Genomic DNA, 23654 nt, shown 5'->3' on the forward strand with positions numbered 1-23654 from the left:
CGCTCATCCGATCAGTCCAGCACCCAACGCCGGGGGGGATTTAGAACCGCGGATGTCTTGGCCGCCCCTTCGATCTTTATCGGATAGGCGCGCCAGTGGTAATCGTAGGCGTAGTCCCAATTCTGGTCATGAAGACCTATACTGACCGCGTATTCGCCGGGCGAAAGATCGAGACGATCGAGTTCAAGACGGACATTCCGCAATCGCTCCCTCGGCAAAGCGACCTCGTCCATCTTCGTATTGATGTCCAGAATCGCCGGCTCGCCATCGTCTTGCATAGGTGACAGCGCCAGGCTGACGATCGGGCTCTCCTTGCCCTCACCCTGCATCTCGATGTGAACGGTGATCGCTTCCCCAACTTGGAATACGGATCGCTCGGCTCCATTGGCATCTTGGATGGAAACCCGCGCAATGGCCAGTTCTTGAGAGCCGAAGCGGTTCTCGCCGGCACGAAGCTCAATTCCTCCCGGTAACTGACGATCTGGAAGCGCCTGCGGCGTCTTATCCCGGGTCCGCGCCTGCATGCGCGCCTCGTATTCGCCGATCACCACTTCCGGCGTCCCGTCGACGACCGTGCTGCCGCCGTCGAGCCAAAGGGCGCGATCGCAGAGTTGCTCGACCTGCGACATGTCGTGAGTCACCAGAATGATCGCCATACCCTTCGCGCGAAGTTCCCGGATCCGCTCATAGCATTGTGCCTGAAAAGCCATGTCTCCGACCGATAGTACTTCATCGATCAAAAGCACGTCGGGAGCGGCGTGGATCGCCGTCGAGAAGCCCAACCTCAGCCTCATCCCCGAAGAGTAGGTGCGAACGGGCGCGTCGATGTAGTCCTCCAACTGGCCGAAAGCGACGATCGCATCCATACGGCGCTCAGCCTCGCGTTTGGTCAGTCCAGCGATTACGCTCCCGATGAGCACGTTGTCGCGACCGCTCAATTCATCGTGCATACCCACATTGAGATCGAGCAATCCCCCGATCCGCCCGCTCGTGTGGAGTGTTCCGGCATCGGGTCGAAGAACCTTGCCCAGCAGCCGAAGCAAGGTCGATTTGCCGCTGCCGTTTCGACCGACGATGCCGAGCATCTCGCCGGACGCGACGGAAAAGCCGATATCGCGCAAGGCCCAGAAGCGTTCCGCACGGCGTGGCAGGCGTGGCGGCTGTGTCAGCAGTCGCCGCAAGGAACGCGGACGATGGGGATCGTAGCGCCTGAACAATTTGCCCAGCCCTTCGGCGGAAACATGCCCCCCCATCACAGCTCTTCCAGGAAGCTCTGGCGGGCGCGCTGGAAATAGCTTTGACCGAACCAAAGCAACAGAAGCGAGCCGAAAAGGACCATGCCGAGGGAAGCCCAATCGGGCCAGATCCCGCGAAGGACGATGTCTCTGTACGAGGTGATCACCGTCACCATCGGGTTCAATCGGAAATAGGGTTGAAGCGCATCGGGAATGTTCGACAGCGAGTAGAAAATCGGCGTTACGTAATAGCCGAGCTGGAGGAGAACCGGCAGGATTTGCTCGACATCGCGTAGAGCAACATTGAGCGCGGCGATGACAAAGCACAGTGCCAAGGTGAAAAAGAACTGCACCGCAACGACCAACGGCAGAGCCAGATAGGCGGCGGTCGGCGCGACCCCTTCGATAACCGTCAGGATCACCAATAGTGGCAGCGCGATCAGCAAATTGAGAAAGGCAGCGACGACGGATACGACCGGCAAGGTTCCGAGCGGAAATCCGGGTTGCGCAACAAGGCCGGGATTGGCCGACATGCTGGTAACTGCAGACATCAGCGATGATTGAGTCCAGTTCCAAACCAGAATGCCGATGAAAGCAAACGACGCGTAATTCTCTATTCCAAGATCGAGCACATGTCCGAACAGGAAATAGAAGACGGTCAGAAAGAGGAGCGGGCTTACCAGCGCCCACAGGGCTCCGATACGCGCATGTTGGTATCGCCCTCTGAAATCGCGCGAAACCAGCAGCGCAACCACGTCCTTCCAGTGGTTTATCCGGTCGCGCCGATCGTTTGTCATCCGGCTTACTTACCTCACTGTCCGCGCTGGCGATCGACCGTGAATACCGCGCCTCATCCAGTGCTATCGGTCGCCCATCGCGACTGCAAGCTTGTGAACCACCGAGACGTGCGGATAAGACGCGTGGACATCGCAGGAATACTCATGCCCCTATCCGATCGCGACATGCCCGATAAGGTTGCCCAGCCGATCGCATCTGTGTCTCGCCAACCGCTCGACAAGGTAGCGGACGCACGACCTGTCGATCGGCTGACGCTCGCTGTGTTCGAAGCGGAAGGACTGCCGGTGGGAAGACAGTGGGTCGCACCCGGGGAAGTGCCTCGACCTGACGAAGCAACGATCGCACGAGCCACTCGCAAGACACCGGAATTCGCGGAGTTCGACGAACGCAAAATAAGCGTGGTCATCTGCACGCGGGACCGGCCCGAAGATCTGTCGCGATGCCTGGCCGGCTTCGCCGCCCAAAGCCGCGCACCGGACGAGCTCGTAGTCGTCGACAACGCCTCGGCAAGCAGCGCAATCCGCTCAATCGCCGAAGCGCATGGCGCACGCTATCTGCGCGAGGATCGTGAGGGACTCGACTTTGCGCGCAATACCGGAGCGCTTGCCGCGACCGGCGATCTCATCCTCTACACCGATGACGACACCGAATTGCACCCGGACTGGATTGCCAATCTGTCGGCGGCTTTCGTCGAACCGCATGTCATGGGCGTGACCGGTCTCGTCCTGCCCGCACGGCTTGATACAGAGGCACAGCTTCTTTTCGAGCAGGCATGGGGATTCGGGAGGGGGTTCGACCGGGTGGATTTCGGTCCGGCATTTTGGGAACGAACCCGCCGGCGCGGCTGTCCTGCGTGGGAGATCGGCGCCGGGGCATCGATGGGCTTTCGGCGCGAAGTATTCGAGATAGTGGGATATTTCGACGAACGGCTGGGGGCAGGCCAGTCTGGTTGCTCGGACGATTCGGAATTCTGGTATCGGATTCTCGCGGCGGGATTCACCTGTCGCTATGAACCGCGGGCGGTGATCTGGCACCACCATCGCCTGAAGATGGAGGGGCTGTCTTCCCAGATATATCAGTATATGCGCGGCCATACGGCAGCGTTGCTGATGCAGTTCGACCGTAGCGGTGAAATCGGCAATCTGCGGCGCTTGTTTGTCGATCTGCCGATCTATTATTTTGGCTTGGCCATACGCAAGCCACTGGGTCGTCAATCTCCCAAAGCGCGCTTTCTGCGGCAACAAATCACGGGGTCGTTGGCCGGCATAGCGTTCTACCTACGCAATCGCAGTTATTCGCTACCAAGTGGCTCCAACTCTGCAAGATAGGCTCCGTAGGTTGTAACCTCCGCTACACTCAGACGCCGCCTGACATAGCGCGCGGTCAGCCTCCCTTTCCTGACCAAGCGCCGCCAGTTCGGTACCTTGCGGTCGCGCACGCGCGCCAGAGTCTGGCAATTCTGCCAATTGCCCTGGCGAATTTCTCGATAGATCATCCACTCCAGATATTCGTGGAGACCCCAGGCGATTTCTTCGCGCAGCGAGGGGTGTTTCCCTTCAAGCGCTTCACTTACAAGCATATACGAGCGCACCATCTGCGAAACGTCGCCCGACATCGCCTGCTGCGTATACCGATAGCCGACCAGGAAATCCGGAATCACCGCGAACAGCGAACGCTCTGCCAGATCGAGATAGAGTTGCCAGTCTTCGCACCCCTGGGCCTTGCGCGTTCTCAAGCTCTCATCGAATCCACCAGCTTCGATGACGAGATCCCGCCTCATGAGCGCAGAACTGCCATTGCCGACGAAATTGCCGCAAGCCAGGCTTCGCAGTACATCACCGTCATGGCTCGTTCCGTGCGCGCGGTCGGTGATCCGATTGTGTTCGTCTATGATCGCGCTCCAGCAGTAGACCAAGCCTATCTGAGGAGCACCGCTCAACATTGCCCGCAACTGGCGTTCGATTTTGGTAGGATGCCAAAGATCGTCGGCATCGATCGGCGCTATGTAGTCCGCACTCGCCAAAGAGATGCCATGGTTGCGCGCGGCAGCGACGCCGCCATTGACTTGCGACACGATTTTGATCCGTTCATCCCGGCGGGCTTCGGCTTGCCCGATCGCCATAGTATCGTCGCGCGAACCGTCGTCCACCACGATGATTTCAAGGTTGCGATGCGTTTGAGCGCAAACCGAGCGCAACGTATCGCACAATGTCGCCGCCGCATTGTATGCCGGCACCACGACCGATACGAGCACTTTGTCCATCGCCGTCTCCCCGAGATTCCTTGCGCAGGAACGCGCCAGATGCACAGTTCCTAACGTTTCTACCAACAATTCCCATACATCTCGGATGTTTGAATTCCATAGGTCCATCAGCGGGCGACGAAAGAACACCTCATCCCGACGACCAGATACATTCGGACCGGCAAAGTATGTTGCGCTGCACAAACAAGCAGGGCATGGCTCTCGCACTGTTCGTTCAAGATCGTCGAGGTTGGCGCAGTCGCTGCTTCGTGAAAAGGTATAGAGTATGAAGATTGCAATGGTGGGCTCCGGTTATGTGGGCCTCGTCTCAGGCGCATGTTTCGCGGATTTTGGGCATGACGTGGTTTGTATCGACAAGGATCAGTCGAAGATCGATCGCCTGCATGAGGGGATCATGCCGATCTACGAGCCCGGTCTCGCGGAACTGGTCGGCTCCAACGTCAAGGCCGACCGGCTGACTTTCACCACGAGCTTGGCCGAGGGCATCCAGGGCGCCGACGCTATCTTCATCGCGGTCGGAACGCCCAGTCGCCGCGGAGATGGTCATGCCGACCTCTCCTTCGTCTACGCCGTCGCCAAAGAGATTGGCGAGCATCTGGCGGGCGACGCTGTGGTGGTGACCAAGTCCACAGTTCCCGTCGGAACCGGTGACGAAGTAGAGCGGATTTTAGCAGATAGCGGCACTTCGCACCGTTTTGCGGTTGTCTCCAACCCGGAATTCCTGCGCGAAGGCGCGGCGATCGGCGATTTCAAACGCCCCGATCGCATAGTTATCGGCGCAGAGGATGACTTCGGCCGTGAGGTCATGCGCGAAGTCTATCGCCCGCTCTTCCTCAACGAATCGCCAATCCTGTTTACCGGCCGGCGCACAAGCGAACTTATCAAATATGCCGCCAACGCGTTCCTTGCGACCAAGATCACCTTCATTAATGAAATGGCCGATCTGTGCGAGAAGGTGGGCGCGGACGTTCAGGATGTGAGCCGCGGGATCGGGATGGACAACCGTATTGGTTCGAAGTTCCTGCATGCTGGCCCCGGTTACGGTGGATCCTGTTTCCCCAAGGATACGCTGGCGTTGCTCAAAACAGCGGAAGACTATGACAGCCCGACGAGAATCGTCGAAGCGGTGGTCAAGGTCAACGAAAGCCGCAAACGCGCCATGGGTCGCAAGGTGCTCGATGCACTTGGCGGACTGGACGCGGCGCGTGGTAAGAAAGTCGCGTTGCTTGGCCTGACCTTCAAGCCGAACACCGATGACATGCGCGATTCGCCCGCTATTGCGGTGGCGCAAACCCTGACGGATGCCGGCGTGACGGTCGCAGCCTACGATCCTGAAGGCATGGATCTGGCAAGACCGCTGATGCCCGAGGTGGAGATGGTTACCGAGCCTTACGCCGCAATCGAAGGGGCCGATGCCGTCGCTATCGTCACCGAATGGGATGCCTTCCGGGCGCTCGACCTCAAGCGCGTCAAGGATCTGGCGAAAGCACCCGTGCTGGTTGACTTGCGCAACATTTATCGTCCTGCCGATATGCGCGACATCGGCTTCGCTTATACAAGCGTCGGGCGAGGGTAGTATTCTTGCGAATCCTGCTCGCAACGGGAGCGCCGACTCTGCCACAGATGATTGGCGGATCTCAGCGTACCGGCGATACGCTCCTTCGCGCTTTGGCGCGGCGCGGCCATGAGGTGGCGCTGACGGCGGGCTTGATCGGTGACGGCTGGCTGGGTCTGCGCGGCCGGATCCTGATGAAGCTCACCCGGCGCCGCGCCGTTCGCGACCGCAAACTCGGTTACTCGACGTATCGAAGCTGGTTCCCATGGCAATCGGCGGCCGAAGTGGCGCGCCGGTTCCGCCCGGACGTCGTGGTGGTTCAGGCGCATTCAACGGGAACGATTGGCTACGCCTTCCGCGACGCGGGCCAGAAAGTGTTGTTCAGCTTTCAGGACAACGAGTTCGACAAGCTAGGCCAAGACCTGGCCGACTTCGGACCGATCACGGCGGTAGCGAATTCGCGTTTCACAGCCGACGCTTACCGCCGAGCATATGGCGCGACCTGCACCACGATCCACCCGCTCATCGACGGTGATCTCTACCGCACGGAACGCACGGGCTCTTTCGTAACCTTCATAAATCCCGATCCGGTAAAAGGTCTCGACAAAGCGATCGAGATCGCAAGGGCATTGCCAAATACGCCATTCCGTTTCCAGGAAACCTGGCCGATACCCAAGGCAGAACGTGTCGCACTCTTGCAGCGGCTTGCCGACCTGCCCAATGTCACCCTGGCGCCACGTGTGAACGACATGCGCGAAGTCTACGCACAGACCAAGATCCTGCTCGTACCTAGCCAGTGGGAAGAGGGATATGGGCGGATCGCCAGCGAGGCCCAGTTCTCCGGCATCCCGGTGATTGGCTCGGACCGCGGCGGTCTACCGGAAGCCATCGGAACCGGTGGTTTAGTAATTGCGGCGGATGCAGCGGCGCAAGACTGGGTTGATGCCTTGCGCGGTGTTCTGGAGTCGCCTGACCGCTATGCCGAACTAAGCGCGAGCGCCACGGCGTACGCCCATCGGCCGGAATTGCAGCTCGATCGTCAGATCGATCAATGGGAACAAGCGATCGCGCGGGCTGCAGCCAACTGAGCAAGGAACGACGATGCCCGGCCTGCCCAACCGGCACTTCCGCTCAGCGCCGACCGGCCGCTCCCAGCGCACCCTCAAGGACCGAATGCAAGATATCGACGTGTCCGGAGACAGCCATTTCCGCGCGTGCTGCATGCTTCTTGGCCGCGTCGGAATATCGCTGCCAAGATCCGTCATCCTCCCACAGGCTTCGAAGGGCGGCCTCCCATTCCTCCGCGGGTGCATCATGCCGAACGATCAGACCGCCCGGGCCGATCGCTTCCGGCAAGCCACCGCGATCGGAACCGATGACCGGTATGCCGCTGACCTGGGCCTCGCTCGCAACACGCCCCCAGGCTTCCTCCCATTGACTTGGAGCCAATACGATTCGCGCCTGGGCATAGACGGCGCGCATATCGTCCGTACGTGGCAGAAGCCGCACATTGTCCGCCCCGCGTGAAATTGCCGCGATGCGCGCGGCAGCATCGTCGGGCAGCCCCCAACCCTGCACAATGGTGAACGGTATGTCCGGGCAACGTTCTGCCAGCGTCAAAAAGACATCGATGCCCTTTTCACGCGCCGGATTGATCATCGTCACCCGTTTGCCGGTTGGATCCGTCCGGTATTTCTCGGCGTCCACCAGCGGCGGCAGTACGGTGGCATCGATGCCGAAGACTTTCCCGTACGACCCTGCCGTGAAGCGCGAGTTCGCTATATAGCGGACATCGCGAGGAAGATCGCGCAGATCCCCCTCAAGCTCCGAGAACTCCAGATTCCGCAAGTATACGGCAACCGGGATACGGGCATTCGAAAGGGCGCGCACGAAAGGGACGGTACTCTGATGTTGAACAACCGCCACATCGGCGCCGAATTCCCTCGCGATAGGGACTATGTGGTCGACGGGGTTCCAGGCCCTGTAAGTCGAGTATCCGTTGATCTCGTCCTTGGCATAGGATCGGCGGGACAGCTTCATTTTCAAGCGCGTCCGCAGGGCGAATAGGCCTTTCCCCCACAGCGAACAGGCCACCGCGCAGGAATGCCCACGGCCCTCCAGCATACGGATCGAAGAATCGGTGCTGGACTGGACCCCGCCAACGCTTTGCGGAAAGTGGGCGCGGCCGGTCACGAAAAGAATTTTCATACGCCTGCCTTGCCCGAAAAATTCTCGCCCGGGAACTGTTCCTGTTAGGGTGGCGTTAGTCATATCGTCATGATGCTGCAACGCAGCAAAAGCACGATACTCGCTGAAGCGTTCCATTGGAGAGTTAAATGACCACTAACCATTGGAACTCTTTCTGGCCACCTTCGTCCAAGGACCATATTGTTAGGAAATGCGCGGATTTGCGTAACGCTTCAGTTCGCCGTGTGGCTGCGGGGCAGTCTGGAAGATCAAACGAAGAGGTACGCATTCTCAGTTTATTGCAGTGCACAATTTTCTCTTGACCACGTCAATTCTGGGCGTAGGTTTATACGAAATTAAGCACTTCCTTGAGTCTGCGGTCGCAAAGGGAGCATACGATGAAATATGGGGGTCGCGCTTTTTGCGACGAGCTTTCGGCAGAACCATTGGAATGGTCTGCTGGTCAGGCATCCGTCAGAATACCGCATTGCGATGCAGATGGGGGGGCTTCGGATTTCAGTCGTTATCCAGAGACGTCGGCGCCATTGCGTTCGATTGTGTCGGGTCGGAGCGACGAGATCGTGCAATCTAGGGTCAGTCATCCAATGAAGCGTCCATTCGATCTGTTTTTTGCGATCTTCATGATCGTTGCGACCTTGCCGGTCATGATCATGATAGCCTTGGCCATCAAGATCGTCGCCCCGGGCCCTGTGCTATTCAGGCAGCAACGGATCGGTCAGGACGGCTTGCCGTTCACTTGTCTGAAGTTTCGTACCATGGTGGTCGATGCCAAAGAGCGGCTGGCGCATCTGTTAGAAAACGACCCTGCTGCGCGGGAAGAGTGGGAGCAGGACCAAAAACTTAGAAATGATCCGAGGATCACTAGAGTGGGCGCAATGCTCCGATCTAGCAGTCTCGACGAACTTCCTCAGCTTTTCAATATTCTGTCGGGCCATATGTCGGTCGTCGGCCCTCGTCCGATCGTGGCCGATGAAGTTGGCAGATATGGTATCGACATTCGGCATTATTATGCAGTGCGGCCCGGGCTCACCGGACTTTGGCAGACGAGTGGTCGCAACGACACTTCGTATGAAGAGCGTGTGCGTTTGGACGTCGAGTATGTTCGCAATGTGAGCTTTGCGCGCGATCTGTCGATCTGCCTCAAGACCGTTCCCGCAATGGTTCTGTCTCGAGGGTGCTATTGATAGCGACTGAAATCGATGGCTCGATCTAGTTCAACAAGCCGACTAGCGAAAACAGGATAGCCCAGATCAGCATGCCCGTCACCGCAGCGGAAAACCACCAACCGATCCGTATGCCGTTGGTGCTTCCGGACGCGGAGTTGCTGCCCACAATCGTATTTGCACTTGCGTTCATGTCGCCTTGTCGATCCGTTTGATCAGGTTTCACCAACCTGTTTCTACCGCCATCATTATAAGAATGTCTTGACGACGATCCTGGCATTCTCCCCATGGACCTGCTTCCCCACCGTTATTTTTTGTGCACCTTGTTTCGGCGCCGCATACGATCCCGTGTATACGAATTCATTGTAGGCTAAAGTTTGCCTCCAAGGCAACCATCGCAGCATCATTTTTTTGCTCGCCGCAGGGTGGAAGCTTTAGCTAAAATGCGCCGATGACGCTTTTGGGAATCCATAGCATGCATCGCCCAACCGGGCTCTGCCTAACCATGCGAACATGAACCCCGCACTCCAGCTTGCATGCATGATCGCGGCTGCAATGCCAGACGGAAGAGCCCAGATTCTGCGCCGCATTATTCCAAGCGCAAGGCCCCCAATTATGCAGGCCCCGAACCAGAGTGCAGCGGGAATGCCGAATATCCAGTGAACCGCGACAAATGGAAGGAGCAGCAGACTAGGCGCCACGGACAGAGGCATCATCTGCCGTACTCGAAGCTTCATTCGGTGCCGCAAGACGTTTTGAGCCCGACCAATACCGTAGCGCCAGTACTGGCGCGCAAGCGCTAACGGTGTTGTGCGCGGATAATAGCCGATCTCGCATGTCCGCTCCAGCCAGATCCGGCCGCCGCAAAGGGCAAGTCGGTGATCGAATTCAGCATCTTCGTTGCAGGCCATCGCCTCGCAATAGCCGCCGGCATCGACAAACGCCCCTACGTCCATCAGGGCATGATGGCCGTGCTCAACCCAGCCAGATCGATCGCCGGATCGATGCGCGGATCCTCCGGTTCCCAGGCGACTGTTTTGCGCAGTCGCAACCGCCTCCTGGAATCCGTCATGCGCCAGGGTGGCCATGGGGACCACTACCGACTGCGCACCGGAACTTTCGGCCGCGTCGATCAAACCAGCGAGATAATCGTCGGGATAGACACAATGCGCGTCGATTCTCACGAAACGCCGGTAATCGCGGCCAAACGTGCGAATCGCCAAGTTCACGCCCGCGCTTTGTAATCGAGCCGGATTGTCCAGAAGGCGTATCCGATCGCAATCCGCGGCAATTTGTTCGACGAGCTCTCTGCTACCGTCCGTACTGCCGCCATCCGCGACGACAATTGCCGCGGCGAGGTCGTCGGCGCGCAATTGCGCCAATATTCGTGGGAGATTATCGATTTCGTTCAAACACGGAATGACAACGAGAAGGCCTTGGGATTTCATCACGATCTTCTTGTTTTCAAATGGGAGAAGCGACCGAGCAAAGCGTCCGTTTCCGCCCTGTCCGCCACAACAGCACTGCGATCAAGCCCTGCGATCCGGTTTCGCTCGAAGCTGTAGGTTTCGGACGTCAGCTCGCGCAGAAATCCATCAAGGTCGTTCAATCGATCGATGACCACGCCACATTCGTGCTGACGCAGCCACCGGCCCGTCTCCACCTCTTCGAGCGCTATGGGAACAACCCCGAAAGCTGCGGATTCGTATAGCCGGTTGGGGAGCAACCAAGCGCTGTTCAAGCCTTCCTCGAACCAGTCTATGCACCAAGCGAAGTGACACCGGGAATAGAGGTCCGGCAAATCGCCCGGGCGATAGGGGCCGACATAGGTTACATTCGAATAACCGGCGGCCCGTTCGGCGAGATCAGGCAATTCAGCAGGAGACGGCTTTCCGGCGATCAGAATTTCCACTCGGTCGGAGTAGACTTCGGCCAGACGAAGCAGTTCACGGAGCGTTCGGCGGCACCGAAGCATACCAAACCACCCGATCGTCCAGCGGCCTTGAGGCGGCGTTGGAGGAGCGGGACGCACTCCGGGATCGCCACCGAAAGGACTTGTATCGAGCCGATTCTCCAGCAGCACGATATCCCCGTCATATGGGCGGTGCGCAAAATACTCGCGCGCAAAAGCGGGGGATGATGTCAGGATCAGATCGACGCGGCGCAGAAGCCGCGCCTCGACTGACTGCACCAGGCGATGAGGCAGCCCCTCGCCGAGCAGAAGACGGTGGATGTCCAAGCACTCGTAAACCAGCGGCCGTGTCCCGACCACCCGTCCGGCTATGGCAAGCGATTCGAGATTGCGGGCAATCACGACGTCGCACTCCGCAAGATGCCGTCGCAGTTTGGCGCTGAAGGCAATCTCGGCCAGCACGGAAACGGCTCGTTTGGCCAGCTTGGCGTCCTCGGTATGGCCCAACACGAGGGTGGCATCGGTCGCAATCGAAGCGCTGGTTGCAGCAGATCCGCGAACAAAACCCGCCAGTACCACCTCGGCACCCGCTTCGCGCAACGCAACGGTGCGGCGATGCACGGCCGCATCATGCAGATCATGGACTATGTAGCCAATTTTCACGAAGCTGGTCCCTTTAGCTGCCGAAGATCGTTATCGAGAAACCATCCATCGAGAACTGCTTGCTAGCCACACTGCCCCTTGCCAATTTTGTTGCAGTGCAGCAAGATCGTCGTGCAGCTCGGCCAACGGTCTATTGGGAATTTTATGTCGGTTGAAAATCACAATCAGCCCGTAACGGTGCTTATTGCCGCATTTAATGCGGAAGATACGATCGAACGCGCAGTGCGTTCGGCTCTGGCTTCCGCCTTGGTCGACAGGGTCGTGGTAGTGAACGATGCCTCGACCGATGCGACCACGACAAGGGCAAATCGTCAGGACGATGGCAGCGGACGGCTTCTTGTGATCGAACATAGTTCGAATCAGGGCCCGGCGGCTGGCCGAAATTATGCGCTGACTTTTGCCCGTTCGCCCGTGGTCGCCTTGCTTGATGCCGATGATTACTTCCTGCCTGGGCGGTTCGAAACGCTGTTGGCGCGCGACGACTGGGATATGGTGGCCGACAATATCATGTTCACATCGCATTCCGATGCTCCGGCCGAAATGCCCTCCGGCAGTGGCCGCATACGTTCGGTAGAGCTGGAGGAATTCGTCCTCAGGAACATTTCGAGGCCGGGCAAGCCGAGAGGCGAGCTGGGCTTCCTCAAGCCATTGATAAAGCGCGATTTTCTCCTGCGCGCCAACCTCGCATATGATGAAAGCCTCCGCTTGGGCGAAGACTTCATCCTCTATGTTCGCGCGCTTGCCGCAGGCGCCCGGTTCAAGCTCTGCGACCATTGCGGCTATGTCGCCGTCGAACGAACCGATTCGCTGAGCGCCCGTCACCGCACCGAGGATCTCGAACGCTTGGCTCAGGCAGCTTGGCAGGTGCACGGCACTTTGCCTGCGGGGCCCGCGCGAGAGGCGCTGGGTGTCCACAATCGGGCGCTTGAAGCAAAGGCGCGGCACCGGCGGCTGCTCGACGATAAGGCCGAAATCGGTATTGTGCGATCAATCGCCCGGAGCCTTCTTGCGCCGCGCTACGTCATCCCGGTGGCCAAAGCGATCTATTCCGACAAGCGTATCGCGCGCCGTCCGCTGCCCGCACTACCAGAAACGCGCACGCTGTTCTCCGCCGACGAGTTCGAAGCCTGCGCCTGATGAAACCGTGGCCATTCTTTGCTACGCCGGGCACCAGTTCCGGCGTATCGCGTTGTCTGATGAAGATCGACGGGTAACCGCACCATATGAATACCTCGCGTCAACTCGCGCCGATTGACAACGGCACCATTCAGCCGCGCACCGATGCGGCGATGGCGCCGCCGCTGCGTCTGCTGCCCGATCCGCGGATGCTGTGGATCGTCTTCCGCCGCAACATCAAGCTTTTCCTGGCTTTGTTCGGACTGGTCTGGTTGGCTTTCACGGCATGGGCCGTGCTCAGCGACAAGATCTATACCACCCGCGCGTCAATCCTGTTCGAAGAAACGCCTGAGCCAATCGATATCGATGTCGATCGGCAGCAGGCGGTAGAGGACCGGAGTCTGATCGATACCGAGGTTCGAATGATGACCTCGCCCGATCTCGTGCAGCGCGCCGCCGCAGCCTATGCAGAACTATATCCGCGTGATGCCGGCGACGCATGGACTGAGAAGGAACTCGATGGTCTCGGCGACGCAATGGTTGCATCGCTTGCCGTGACGCAAGACGGATCGACCCGTATCGTCGACCTGACGTCCCAAGCAGAAGACCCACAATTCGCCGCCGATGTCGCCAATCTGTTTTCGCGTGAATACATTCAGACGCAGATCGACCTACGTAGCGGCTCTCTCGAAGATTCGGATCGCTGGCTCAAGGAGCGACTGCAACAACTCGAACAAAGTGCGCGGGAAACGCAGGCCGCCGTTGACGAATTCAAGGTGCGCAACGATCTGGTATCGGCCAATGGTGCGACTGTTGCGGAGCAGGAGGTCTCGACTCTCAATCAGCAACTTGCTTCGGCGCAAGCCGACCTCGCAGAAAAGGAAGGACGTCTCTCGGCCGCCAGGGATCAACTCGGCCGCGGCGGCGGTGGAGCGGATGTCGGCGCTGCGCTCGGCTCGGGCACGATTACAAATCTACGCCAGCAAGAAGCCCAGCTCGGCGCCGAGCTGGCGGAAATGCGTCAGCGCTACGGTCCCGACTTCCCCCGGCGACGTCAGGTCGAGGAGCGGCTCGCCGAAGTGCAGGCCGCAATTCAGCGTGAAATCAACCGCATCATTTCAAGCCTCAGCGCAGACGTCCAAACCGCCCAATCGCGCGTGAACTCGCTTCTCGGGAGCCGCAGTCAGGCGGAAGGCGAACTTAGCGCGAATGGACGCGCACAGACGGTGCTCAACCAGCTCGAGCAAAAGGCCCGGGCAGCCCGGACCGTGTATCAGGATTTCCTCGAACGTTCGAGCGAAGCCTCCGCCGCCCGATTCTTGCAGCAACCCGACGCAAGGATCGTGCGGGAAGCCGAGGTTCCGCTGCTGCCCAGCTATCCGGATTACCGCCTCGCCGCCCTCCTCACCGCCGTTCTTTCGCTCGGTCTCGGTCTTGTGGGAGTAGCGGCAGCGGAATATTTGCGGCGTGGGGTCGAAACCAAAAAGGACGTCGAACAGGGGCTGCGTGTTCACTACGCCGGCGCTATTCCCGATTTACGCTCGACGACCAGGAAGCGGGTGACCGAGTCATGCGTTGATTATGTGATCGAGCATCCGCGCTCGCTGTTCGCCGAGTCCTTCCGCAACATCCGTATGTTTCTGACGCTTTCGGGTACCGCCGGGGCTCAGGTCCTGGCAATCACGTCCGCGCTGCCACAGGAAGGCAAGACGACCACCTCCGCCTGCCTGGCTCGCACGACGGCGGCTAGTGGATTGCGCACATTGCTGATCGATACCGACTTCCGCCGCCGCGGGTCGAGTGAAATCCTGGGTTTTCAAGCCCCGTGCGGCCTGAGCGATGTACTGTTCGAAACCGTTCCGTTGCGCGATTCGATCTATGTCGATCCTCCGTCCGGTCTACATGTACTGGGCATTGTCGCCGAAGATACGATGGGCGAACTCGCATCCCACGACGCTTTGCAGAAGCTGCTAGAGAAGGCGCGCCGCGAATATGACGTGGTGGTAATTGATACGGGGCCGATTCTGGGTGTCGCCGATGCCCGGCAGATCTGCTCGTTGGCCGACCGTGTCCTGCTCCTGAGCCGCTGGCGCGAAACATCGGTCAAAGCAGTCGAGGCCGCCATCGATATTCTCGAAGATAGTGGCGCCTTGCTGGCGGGGATAGCCCTGACCCAGGTAGACGTCAGCCGATTTGCCAGCACGGGGGAGAGCGATGTCTTCGCCTATACCGCGCAGTTCAGAGGCTATTATGTCAGTTAGGCCGCGGCCCGGTTTTCTGACTCTTGCAACTGCCGGAGCGTTGGCCGGATATGGCACTACGCCAGCAGCGGCACAGCAAGACGTCCAAAACCAATCGGTCGCCGACCGCTCTCGCCCGGACTACACCCCGGAGCCAATTTACGTTGGAGGTATCGCAATAGAGCCGACCGTTGTCGCCGGCGTGCAAGCCGACAACAACATCTACGCGCGCGACGATCTGAAGCGAGGAGACGCTCTGGCAACCTTGGAGCCGCGCGTCCGCGCAACCCTCGATACCGGAATGCTGCAAACCACCTTCGATGTCCGCAGCTTCCACGCGCGGTATTTTTCAACTGCGGAGGAGAATACCGACGGCTTTTCTGCTGCCGGACTGGCCGTTTACGGCGATGTCACCGATACGCGGGTCGAAGGCTATCTGGAGTATACCAACCGCAGCGAGGATCGCTCGCGGATCGACAGCCTGACCGACACGCTGGTGCGCGGCCGATACGAACGCTCCATCGCGCGGCTAGGCGTAAGACAAAGATTTGGTTTTCTCTCGCTCAGCGGAAGTGCAGGCGTCCGTCGGCTCGATTATCCATCGGTAACCGATAGCAACGGCGTCTTGCAGGACTACTCGAACCGCAACCAAACCAATTGGACATTGAGCGGCGAGGCCAATTATTCGCGCTCGGGACAGTCCAGCTTTTTCGTCGTCGGGCAATACAATCGCAGACTGTACGATATCAGACTGGGCGATCCGGAATTCGACAGGATCACCGATTTCGACCGTTCCGCGCACGGATACAGGCTCGAAGTCGGCTACGCCCGGCAGATCACCAGCCTGCTCTATCTGAAAGCACAGGTGGGCATTCTACGCTTCGATTTCGACGATCCGCTGCTGCCAACCATATCGGGACCTGCCTTCGACCTTTCAGCGCTGTGGAATGTCACTCCGTTGACCTCGATCCAAGGCAGCCTCCGCCGTTCGATCGACGAGTCGGTAGGTCCTGACAATGCGGGCATTGCGCGGACAGAATTGTCCGTGACCGTCGATCACGAGCTGCTTCGAAATTTGATCCTCAGCGCGGATGGACGCTTTGCCGATCTGTCGCCGGCCGGCGATTTCTCTCCGTCGACGGAATACGATGCGCGTCTCTCAGCGCGCTACCTTGTCGATCGGAACTGGAGCATCGACGGTTTCGCACAGTATCTTGCACGCGACACGGAAAGTGCCTCGCGCAATTTCAATGCCGTCTCGGCGGGCGTAGCAGTGTCCTATGCCTTCTGACGTACTGGTTCTGGGCGCGGATCACATGCTGCCACCGAGGCCGAAGCCCGGTGACACGCTGATACTCGACGAGCAGTACGAGCCGCGCCGTCCGGCGACTGGCCACGTTTTGTTGTCATCCAGCCGGACCGGCATATTTTGGGGATTCACGGGACTTCTGCTCCTTTCAGCAGCCGTGATGCTCGTCTTTCAGTTGCCGAACAAGCGTGCTCAACCGGCGCGTTCGCCCGAAGAAATCGCAGCGCTAGAAGCGACGCCACGCCCCAAGGCATTCCCGATGATTGCGCCGCTGGCGGAAGATCCGCAGGATGCGCAGGACCGCAACGAAGCCATCCCGATCGACCGCTCTGCATTGATGAGCGCCGCACCGTTCCGGTCTGGGCTGAGCGGTGTCGCCCTGACGCGCGCACGCGACTGTCTGGCGGTTGCCGGATGGTACGAGGTCGGCGCCGACAGCGCCGGTCAGAAAGGGGTCATGCAAGTGATCCTCAATCGGGTTCGTCATCCCAGCTTTCCGGATACCGTCTGCGGCGTCGTGTTTCAGGGCGCGGAGCGACGGACCGGCTGCCAGTTCACCTTCACCTGCGACGGATCGATGCTGCGTCGTCGGCCTAGCGAAGCCGCGTTGACCTTGGCCCGGACGCGCGCCGACACCATGCTTGGCGGCGAAGTGATGCCCGACGTCGGCACCGCCACGCACTATCACGCCGATTATGTCCAGCCGGTGTGGGCGCGGCAGCTAGTCAAGATCGCGATACTCGATCGCCACCTGTTCTACCGCTGGCCGGGACCATGGGGTGATCGCATGGCGCTCAAACGCACGCCTCTCTCGGCCGAACCGCAAGTTGCCGCCCTTGCCTGGGCTGGGGGCGAAGACAGCCGCGATCTCGACCAGTTGGTGATACCGGATGACCTTGCTCCGGCCGCGATCCAACCGCTCTCATTGGCAAATGTGGCGGTCGGCACGGCGAAGACGAACGAAGTCAGCGCCCAGGTCATGGTGCTGGACACGTCTAAACCGGCAGGCCGCTTCGCTGTCGATGCGCTCTCGCATTGTGCCGATAAACCGCGTTGCTACGTGGCGGGTTGGCTGGGGCGAACTGGACAAGGTGCCGTTCCACTCGCCCAATTGAAAGCGACCCCACCCGATTTCCTGTTCTTCAAACAGGGTCGCAGCCGGACCAGCAAAGCCTACTGGAACTGTGCGGCATTCAAACGGTCGGATCCGGAGCAATGCTTGCCCAATGCCGCGGGAGTGGCGGCACTGCTGAGCGGTTCGCGCGGATAAGCTCCATGAAATCGGACTACACCCCCCGCGTCAGCTTCGCGATCGCGAGCTACAACTCCTCTGCCTTCCTCGAAGCCGCAGTGCGCTCTGCGCTCGATCAGAGCGATGTATCCGTCGAGGTGCTGATCGTCGATGACGGTAGCAGCGACGATAGCCGCGAGCTGGCGGAAAGGTTGGCGCAGGAGGACAGTCGCGTTCGCGCGCTGGCTACGCCTAGCAATGGCGGGCCCGCCGCGGCGCGTAACGTTGCTTTGACTGCCATGCGGGGCGAATGGTTCGCGGTCCTCGACAGCGACGATATGCTGGCGCCCGAGCGCACCGAGAGCTTGCTGGAGCTTGCCGAACGCCACCGAGCCGATCTTGTGGCAGACGATCTGCGGGTCTTCTCCGACGATCCTGTCGCAGGCGAAAGTTTTCTCGGCGAGGCATTCGCAGAAGTCGCGTCACTCTCGCTCGAGATCTATCTCCAACACAGTGTGATCTACGGAAATCGGCCCAATTTCGGATTTCTGAAGCCCATGATCAGGAAGCAGTTCCTCGATCGGCATGCGATCCACTACGATGAACGTATGCGCATCGGCGAGGACGATCGCCTGATCCTGGCCTGTCTGCTTGCCGGAGGACGCTATGCCATCGGCTCGCACGCGGGATATTATTATCGCAAGCACGACCGGTCGATCTCGCACCGCTTGGGCCCACGCGAGGCGGATACTATGCGGCAGGCGAACGATGAGCTGGCGTCTCTTATGCAGGATCGGGGTGCACCGGTCAGAAAGGCGTTCGGACGACGTGCCGCCTCATATCGCAATGCCGCTGCATTCGCCCATGCGATCGCTGCCATCAAGCATGGCCGTGCCGATCGTTCGCTGGCGCAGGTCATCCGCAATCCTGGAACTATACCCTTGTTCATGATGCCGATACGCAGCAGACTGGCCCGGATAGGCACCCGCAATGGCCGGACCAAGGGCGGAGAGGAGTAGTATCTACGATGTCAATTTTGACCAGGACCCGACGGTCCCTCGCTCTCGTTTTCACGATCTTTCTGGCCGCGCTGGTTGCGGCCTGCGGAGGTAACATCCCGCCCCTTGCGGAGGCACCGTCGCAACCCCCGCAGTACCGCATCGTAGCAGGCGACAAGATGCGCATAACCGTTCTCGACGAAGAGCAGTTGAGCGGCGAGCATACGGTCACGTCGGAAGGGGACATCTCGTTCCCGCTGCTCGGTGATCTGGAAGCAGCCGGCAAGACGATCGGCGAGTTTCGCGACGGACTGCTGCAGCGCCTTTCGCCTTCCTATCTCGTCGATCCACGGATCAGCGTAGAGATCCTCAACTACCGCCCCGTATACGTGCTGGGCGAGGTAAGTAGGGCGGGCGAGTTCGATTACGCGGCCGAACTGACGGCAACTCAGGCGATCGCGCTGGCCGGCGGCTATACCTATCGTGCCGACCGCTCGCGCATCTTCGTGCGGCGGGCTGGAGAGCAACAGGAGGTGACCTACGAGTTGCGATCCGATCGGGCGGTCTACCTTTCTCCTGGAGATACCATCCGCGTGGGCGAGCGCTATTTCTAGATCCTTCTCCTATGGGCTGAACGGCCCAATACCTTATGGGCCGGGGACCGCGCAGGAACAGACCGCGGTTCCGTTCCCGCAACTGGATCCGGTGTTGGTCGCCGTTCCGATCCTGGCTTCGCTGTTTAACGCTCAGATCGGCCCACTGACACCATTGACCATGGCAGGATCGCTGGGCCTGATCGGCTGGCTGCGATGGTCGCGGATTGTGCCGGTTTTGGCGCGATGCTGGCCCGTGATCGCACTCGCGCTGCTGGTGCTCGCATCCACCTTATGGTCGATTAACACTACGGCGAGCCTGCGCTACGGCACGCTCTATCTGGTGACGGCAATGCTCGGAATTGCGTTGGCTGGACTGGTGAGCGCACGCGGGCTGGTGATCGGTCTTTTTCTTGCCTTCGGCCTGTTCAATGTCGTCTCGCTCGTTTTTGGTGGCTACGTGCCGCTCGGTGCCAACGGCTCGGCCTTTGCCGGCATAACCCCCAGCAAGAACATGGCCGCACAAGTGGCAGGGTTCGGCCTGCTCACGTCGCTCGCAGTGATCGTTCTGGCCTTGTCGGAGCGTCGCCTGCTGTCGGCGCTGGCCGCAGTCGGGGTCATATTGGTGTGCGCCTGGACTTTGCGCATTGCGCTGTCGACGGGCGCGCTTGTTGCGACATTGGCGGGCGCATCGGCGATGCTCGTATTCTTGTTCTCCAGACTGCTCCCGCCCCGCGGAAGGGTGTTGATCGCCCTTTCCGCCATCCCGGTGCTGGTGGTGATGCTGGTTCTGGCGAACAGTTGGCTGGTGCCCATGTTCGATCTGATACTGGCCAGTTCCGGCAAGGATAGTGGGCTTACCGGGCGTTCCTTTCTCTGGCAGCGCGCCGACGATTTGATCGCTGCGCGTCCCCTGTTCGGGCTTGGCTATGGCGCGTTCTGGGTGCCGGGGAATCTTGCCGCGGAAGGGCTGTGGGATCAGTTCGGTATCGCGACTCGTACCGGGTTTCACTTTCACAACACGCCGCGTGAGATTCTTGTCCATCTCGGCTGGGTCGGGCTGATCGCCTACGGGGTCGTTGCCGCGATCGGGCTGGCTCGCCTTATCGCGCGCCAGGTTCTCTTCGCGGGGAGCGCAGACCTTCTAATGATCGGCCTGGCGACCTTTTTGGGCGCTGCGCTGCCGTTCGAGCTGGTTGGTTTCGCGACGATGCATTTTGCCAGCGTTCTGACCATCACAGTGCTGGCTTTCGGCTATCTGCGCTTCGACACCGTGCCAGTACGCGCGTCTGCGGTCGCGCAGGCGCGCGGGCGGCGCGGCCCGGTAAGAGGACGTTGGGCGACCTCGTGACGATCGATCCAGCACTAGCAATTACGGTCTGTATCTGCACTTTCCGGCGCGAAAGTATCGCGGACACCCTGCAATCGGTTGCGAATCTCGATCCGGCGCTGAGGCCGGTAGAAGTCGTTGTCGTAGACAATGATGAAACCGACCATGCGCGGACACGTATCGAGCAGGCGGGAGAGGCCGCGGGACTGCCCCTGCGCTACGTTCACGCACCGGCACGCAACATTTCGATCGCGCGCAATGCCGCGCTCGATGCCTGCGAGACACGATGGGCGGCACTGATCGACGACGACGAGATCGCCCGGCCTGACTGGCTGACGGCACTTGCCGCCCTGACCGGCAATGCCGAAGCGGTAATCGGCAGGTCGCAGGCCAGCTACTCGAACGAGCTGCCCGCATGGGTCGCCCGGTGCGACTTCCATTCGAACCGGATCGAAGGCAGCACGGCGAACGCCTATACATCCAACGCGCTGCTCGACATCGACTTTGTTCGCGAGGCGGGCCTGCGCTTCCGGCTCGACCTCGGCCAGACCGGGGGTGAGGATACGCTATTCTTCCGCCAATTCGAACGTGCTGGCGGGCGTATCGTCTACCAGCCACTATCTGTGGTCGACGAGGAAGTTCCGGTTGCTCGAGCCAATATGCGCTGGGTTCTGCGCCGATCCTACCGTTCCGGCCAGACGCACGCCATGATCGCTGCGGAGCTCGCGCCACGGGATTACGCCCGCCTACCGCTGACGGCGGGCGCCAAGCTCATCGCCTGCACCGCAATGGGCGTACTGAACTTGTGGCGCCCGACATCCGGACGGAGATGGCTGCGGCGCGGCGCCCTGCATGCCGGGGCGCTTGCTTATGTTATGAACCGGTCGACCTTGCGCGAATACGGATCCTAGGATCTGGGGCGATAGGTGTAGCCATGCACCACCATCGTCATGTTCTCCTCATCGCCAAAACCATCCCAGGGTCCGGCCCAACTGACCAGATTGGCATAGCTCGGCTTGATCGCCCACATCTCGATCAGGGGCCGCATATCGCTCGTCGGGAAAGAAGTCAGGTCGGCCTTGGCAAACCGATGGACGACTTTGCCGTCGACCAACATCGTGATCGTCCCACCGTCCTGATCGACTTCGATGCCAAGCCGCATCCGTCGCCCGCTCATATTCTGCCCCCAGAATAGCTGCACGGCATTCTCGCTATGCTGCCTGTTGGGGTAAGTATGAACCGTGACCTGAAGCCCTTTGGTGCCGATGAATTCGAAGTCGATTTCGTCCCGAGTCTTTTGGTTGTATAGCCACAGGGGAGCGACGATCACACCCGACCGCAGCTGCGGCAGCGTGACGTCCACCTCCCATATGCCATCCGCGCTGGCCGGTGTGCCGTCCACCGCCTGCAGTTGGGGAGCACCCTTGCTGTCGAGTATCAGCACTATATTCCCATCCGGCTGAGGCAGGACGTGATCGTATTTCCACGGCAATGCACCGAACTGATTGGCCCATTCCGACGCATGCCAAGTTTTGGCAAAGTCCCATTTCTTCATGTCGGACAGATCGAGCGGAAGCAGCGTCTTGGACGCTTCGGCCGAAAGCGATTGCTGCGCTCCTGCTCCGCTTGCATTGCTATCGGCTTCCATCGTGAAGAAGCGCGCCTCGTCATGAGCTTCGGAGGCTTTGCCGCAGGCCGCCGTCGCCGCACCGAGAGCGACAATCGTGAGGGTTTTGGTCATTGCCCTGAGAATCCGGCTAGAGACAACGGAGTTGCATCCATACCCAATGTGGGTTCCAGAGCTCGCGAGCAGGCAGGCCGGTGGATTTGATTGTGAATCTCTCAAGAAAAGTCACCCCTGGCTTTCGATTTGAGGCACGAAAAGCGATTGCTTTATCCGTAAAAACCCTGAGGATATGACGTATAACCCCAAGGATGCTTCTTTAATGGTCGACAGACAACTTGATGCCAATCGCTATGCGCTCAACCGCCGTGTGCTGGTGACCGGAGGAGCCGGCTTTCTGGGATCGCATCTGTGCGACCGATTGATCGATCGCGGCGACGAGGTCTTGTGCGTCGACAATTTTTTCACCGGATCGCGGACCAACATCGCGCATCTGCTCGACAATCCACGCTTTGAGCTCATGCGTCACGACATCACCTTCCCGTTATTCGTGGAAGTCGACGAGATTTACAACCTCGCCTGCCCCGCGTCGCCCGTGCGATATCAGTTCGATCCGGTCCAGACCACCAAGACGAGCGTAGTCGGTGCAATCAACATGCTGGGCCTTGCGAAGCGGCTGAGAATTCCAATCCTGCAGGCATCGACCAGCGAAGTCTACGGCGATCCCGACGTGCACCCGCAAACCGAAAGCTATTGGGGCAACGTTAATCCCATCGGGCCGCGCAGTTGTTACGACGAGGGCAAGCGCTGCGCGGAAACGCTGTTTTTCGACTACCGCCGTCAGCACGATATGAACGTGAAGGTGGTCCGCATCTTCAACACTTATGGCCCGAGAATGCATCTCAATGATGGTCGCGTCGTCTCCAATTTCATCCTTCAGGCGTTGCGCGGCGAAGATATCACGGTGTTCGGCAGCGGCGAGCAATCGCGTTCGTTTTGCTATGTCGACGATCTGATCGACGGAATGATCCGCATGATGGATACGCCACGGGACGTTTCCGGCCCGGTGAACATCGGAAACAATGGCGAGTTCACCATGCTCGAGCTTGCTGAGGCCGTTATCGAGTTGACGAGTAGTACATCCAAGGTGACCCATCTCAAGCTGCCGCAGGACGATCCTCGGCGCCGTTGCCCGGACACGTCGTACGCCGCCGATCTGCTCGATTGGAAGGCCTCGACGCCGTTGCGAGAGGGGCTGATCCGGACGATCGCATATTTTCGCGAGTTCGTATGATACCGAGCTGACCCTCCGGCCAAAGGACCTTTGGATCGAACCGCTCTAGGGTCTGTGGGGATTTAGGATTCCCATTTGCGTGGATTTGTGATTCACGCTTTGGATGGAACGCTTTGTACTGA

21 protein-coding genes are annotated in these 23654 nt (G+C 59.7%); 13 read left to right on the top strand and 8 right to left on the bottom strand.

The genetic code is table 11. The annotated features are described in order from the left end of the window. Positions 1–11: 11 nt before the first annotated feature. Together K3174_RS13995 and K3174_RS14000 are read right to left on the bottom strand one after the other, a co-directional pair. Positions 12–1253 (bottom strand): ABC transporter ATP-binding protein, encoded by a 1242-nt coding sequence (locus K3174_RS13995; RefSeq protein ID WP_221559657.1) that lies wholly within the window; start codon positions 1251–1253, stop codon positions 12–14. Beyond that, positions 1253–2032, bottom strand: a complete 780-nt coding sequence (locus K3174_RS14000; protein WP_221559659.1) for an ABC transporter permease — start codon at positions 2030–2032, stop codon at positions 1253–1255. Before K3174_RS14000 ends, K3174_RS13995 begins: the two co-directional genes overlap by 1 nt. A 144-nt stretch (positions 2033–2176) precedes the next feature. Between K3174_RS14000 and K3174_RS14005 the strand changes: the two genes are divergently transcribed. After that, complete coding sequence (locus tag K3174_RS14005) at positions 2177–3361, top strand: glycosyltransferase family 2 protein (protein ID WP_221559662.1); 1185 nt, start codon at positions 2177–2179, stop codon at positions 3359–3361. On the opposite strand, the gene K3174_RS14010 is transcribed toward K3174_RS14005, so the two are convergent. After that, positions 3325–4503: a glycosyltransferase family 2 protein gene (locus K3174_RS14010; protein WP_221559663.1), complete on the bottom strand. Its 1179-nt coding sequence runs from the start codon at positions 4501–4503 to the stop codon at positions 3325–3327. The genes K3174_RS14005 and K3174_RS14010 overlap by 37 nt on opposite strands. A 58-nt stretch (positions 4504–4561) precedes the next feature. Here K3174_RS14010 and K3174_RS14015 point away from each other — a divergent pair, with 58 nt between their 5' ends. Together K3174_RS14015 and K3174_RS14020 are read left to right on the top strand one after the other, a co-directional pair. Further along, on the top strand, positions 4562–5872 hold the full coding sequence (locus K3174_RS14015) for a UDP-glucose dehydrogenase family protein (protein WP_221559665.1): 1311 nt from the start codon (positions 4562–4564) through the stop codon (positions 5870–5872). A gap of 47 nt (positions 5873–5919) precedes the next feature. Further along, positions 5920–6939, top strand: a complete 1020-nt coding sequence (locus K3174_RS14020; protein WP_221559674.1) for a glycosyltransferase — start codon at positions 5920–5922, stop codon at positions 6937–6939. 43 nt (positions 6940–6982) lie between these two features. On the opposite strand, the gene K3174_RS14025 is transcribed toward K3174_RS14020, so the two are convergent. After that, positions 6983–8059: a glycosyltransferase gene (locus tag K3174_RS14025; RefSeq protein WP_221559676.1), complete on the bottom strand. Its 1077-nt coding sequence runs from the start codon at positions 8057–8059 to the stop codon at positions 6983–6985. Between the two features lie 377 nt (positions 8060–8436). On the opposite strand from K3174_RS14025, the gene K3174_RS14030 reads away from it, so the two are divergent. Continuing rightward, positions 8437–9243: a sugar transferase gene (locus K3174_RS14030; protein WP_247712197.1), complete on the top strand. Its 807-nt coding sequence runs from the start codon at positions 8437–8439 to the stop codon at positions 9241–9243. A gap of 25 nt (positions 9244–9268) precedes the next feature. Here K3174_RS14030 and K3174_RS14035 read toward each other — a convergent pair whose 3' ends face one another. The 3 genes from K3174_RS14035 to K3174_RS14045 all read right to left on the bottom strand — a co-directional run bounded on the left by K3174_RS14035 (position 9269) and on the right by K3174_RS14045 (position 11797). Further along, positions 9269–9415, bottom strand: coding sequence for a hypothetical protein (locus K3174_RS14035; protein ID WP_221559678.1), 147 nt, complete (start codon positions 9413–9415; stop codon positions 9269–9271). 241 nt (positions 9416–9656) lie between these two features. Then, the gene (locus K3174_RS14040) at positions 9657–10670 is read right to left on the bottom strand and encodes a glycosyltransferase family 2 protein (RefSeq protein WP_221559680.1); all 1014 of its coding nucleotides are present in this window, start codon (positions 10668–10670) and stop codon (positions 9657–9659) included. Next, positions 10670–11797 carry a glycosyltransferase gene (locus tag K3174_RS14045; RefSeq protein ID WP_221559682.1) on the bottom strand — a complete coding sequence of 376 codons (1128 nt, stop codon included), beginning with the start codon at positions 11795–11797 and terminating at the stop codon, positions 10670–10672. The genes K3174_RS14040 and K3174_RS14045 overlap by 1 nt, the downstream gene beginning before the upstream one ends. A 144-nt stretch (positions 11798–11941) precedes the next feature. On the opposite strand from K3174_RS14045, the gene K3174_RS14050 reads away from it, so the two are divergent. From K3174_RS14050 to K3174_RS14085, 8 genes are all read left to right on the top strand, one after another. Further along, a complete protein-coding gene (locus tag K3174_RS14050; RefSeq protein ID WP_221559684.1) occupies positions 11942–12934 on the top strand; it encodes a glycosyltransferase family 2 protein in 993 nt (330 codons plus the stop codon). Positions 12935–13020: 86 nt separating this feature from the next. Continuing rightward, positions 13021–15174, top strand: a complete 2154-nt coding sequence (locus K3174_RS14055) for a GumC family protein (RefSeq protein WP_221559686.1) — start codon at positions 13021–13023, stop codon at positions 15172–15174. Then, entirely contained in the window at positions 15164–16444 is a 1281-nt protein-coding gene (locus tag K3174_RS14060) for an outer membrane beta-barrel protein (protein ID WP_221559688.1), read from the top strand. The genes K3174_RS14055 and K3174_RS14060 overlap by 11 nt, the downstream gene beginning before the upstream one ends. Then, a complete protein-coding gene (locus K3174_RS14065) occupies positions 16434–17732 on the top strand; it encodes a cell wall hydrolase (RefSeq protein WP_221559690.1) in 1299 nt (432 codons plus the stop codon). The genes K3174_RS14060 and K3174_RS14065 overlap by 11 nt, the downstream gene beginning before the upstream one ends. A 5-nt stretch (positions 17733–17737) precedes the next feature. Further along, positions 17738–18712 (top strand): glycosyltransferase family 2 protein, encoded by a 975-nt coding sequence (locus K3174_RS14070; RefSeq protein WP_221559692.1) that lies wholly within the window; start codon positions 17738–17740, stop codon positions 18710–18712. A gap of 8 nt (positions 18713–18720) precedes the next feature. Next, a complete protein-coding gene (locus K3174_RS14075; protein ID WP_221559694.1) occupies positions 18721–19305 on the top strand; it encodes a polysaccharide biosynthesis/export family protein in 585 nt (194 codons plus the stop codon). A gap of 160 nt (positions 19306–19465) precedes the next feature. Further along, on the top strand, positions 19466–20635 hold the full coding sequence (locus K3174_RS14080; RefSeq protein ID WP_221559696.1) for an O-antigen ligase family protein: 1170 nt from the start codon (positions 19466–19468) through the stop codon (positions 20633–20635). After that, positions 20632–21525 (top strand): glycosyltransferase family 2 protein, encoded by an 894-nt coding sequence (locus K3174_RS14085; protein WP_221559698.1) that lies wholly within the window; start codon positions 20632–20634, stop codon positions 21523–21525. The genes K3174_RS14080 and K3174_RS14085 overlap by 4 nt, the downstream gene beginning before the upstream one ends. On the opposite strand, the gene K3174_RS14090 is transcribed toward K3174_RS14085, so the two are convergent. Then, a complete protein-coding gene (locus tag K3174_RS14090) occupies positions 21522–22355 on the bottom strand; it encodes a family 16 glycosylhydrolase (RefSeq protein WP_221559700.1) in 834 nt (277 codons plus the stop codon). The genes K3174_RS14085 and K3174_RS14090 overlap by 4 nt on opposite strands. A 205-nt stretch (positions 22356–22560) precedes the next feature. On the opposite strand from K3174_RS14090, the gene K3174_RS14095 reads away from it, so the two are divergent. Continuing rightward, complete coding sequence (locus K3174_RS14095) at positions 22561–23532, top strand: UDP-glucuronic acid decarboxylase family protein (protein WP_221559701.1); 972 nt, start codon at positions 22561–22563, stop codon at positions 23530–23532. Positions 23533–23654: the final 122 nt, after the last annotated feature.

It is taken from the genome of Qipengyuania qiaonensis, from assembly GCF_019711515.1.
Lineage (GTDB): Bacteria > Pseudomonadota > Alphaproteobacteria > Sphingomonadales > Sphingomonadaceae > Qipengyuania > Qipengyuania qiaonensis.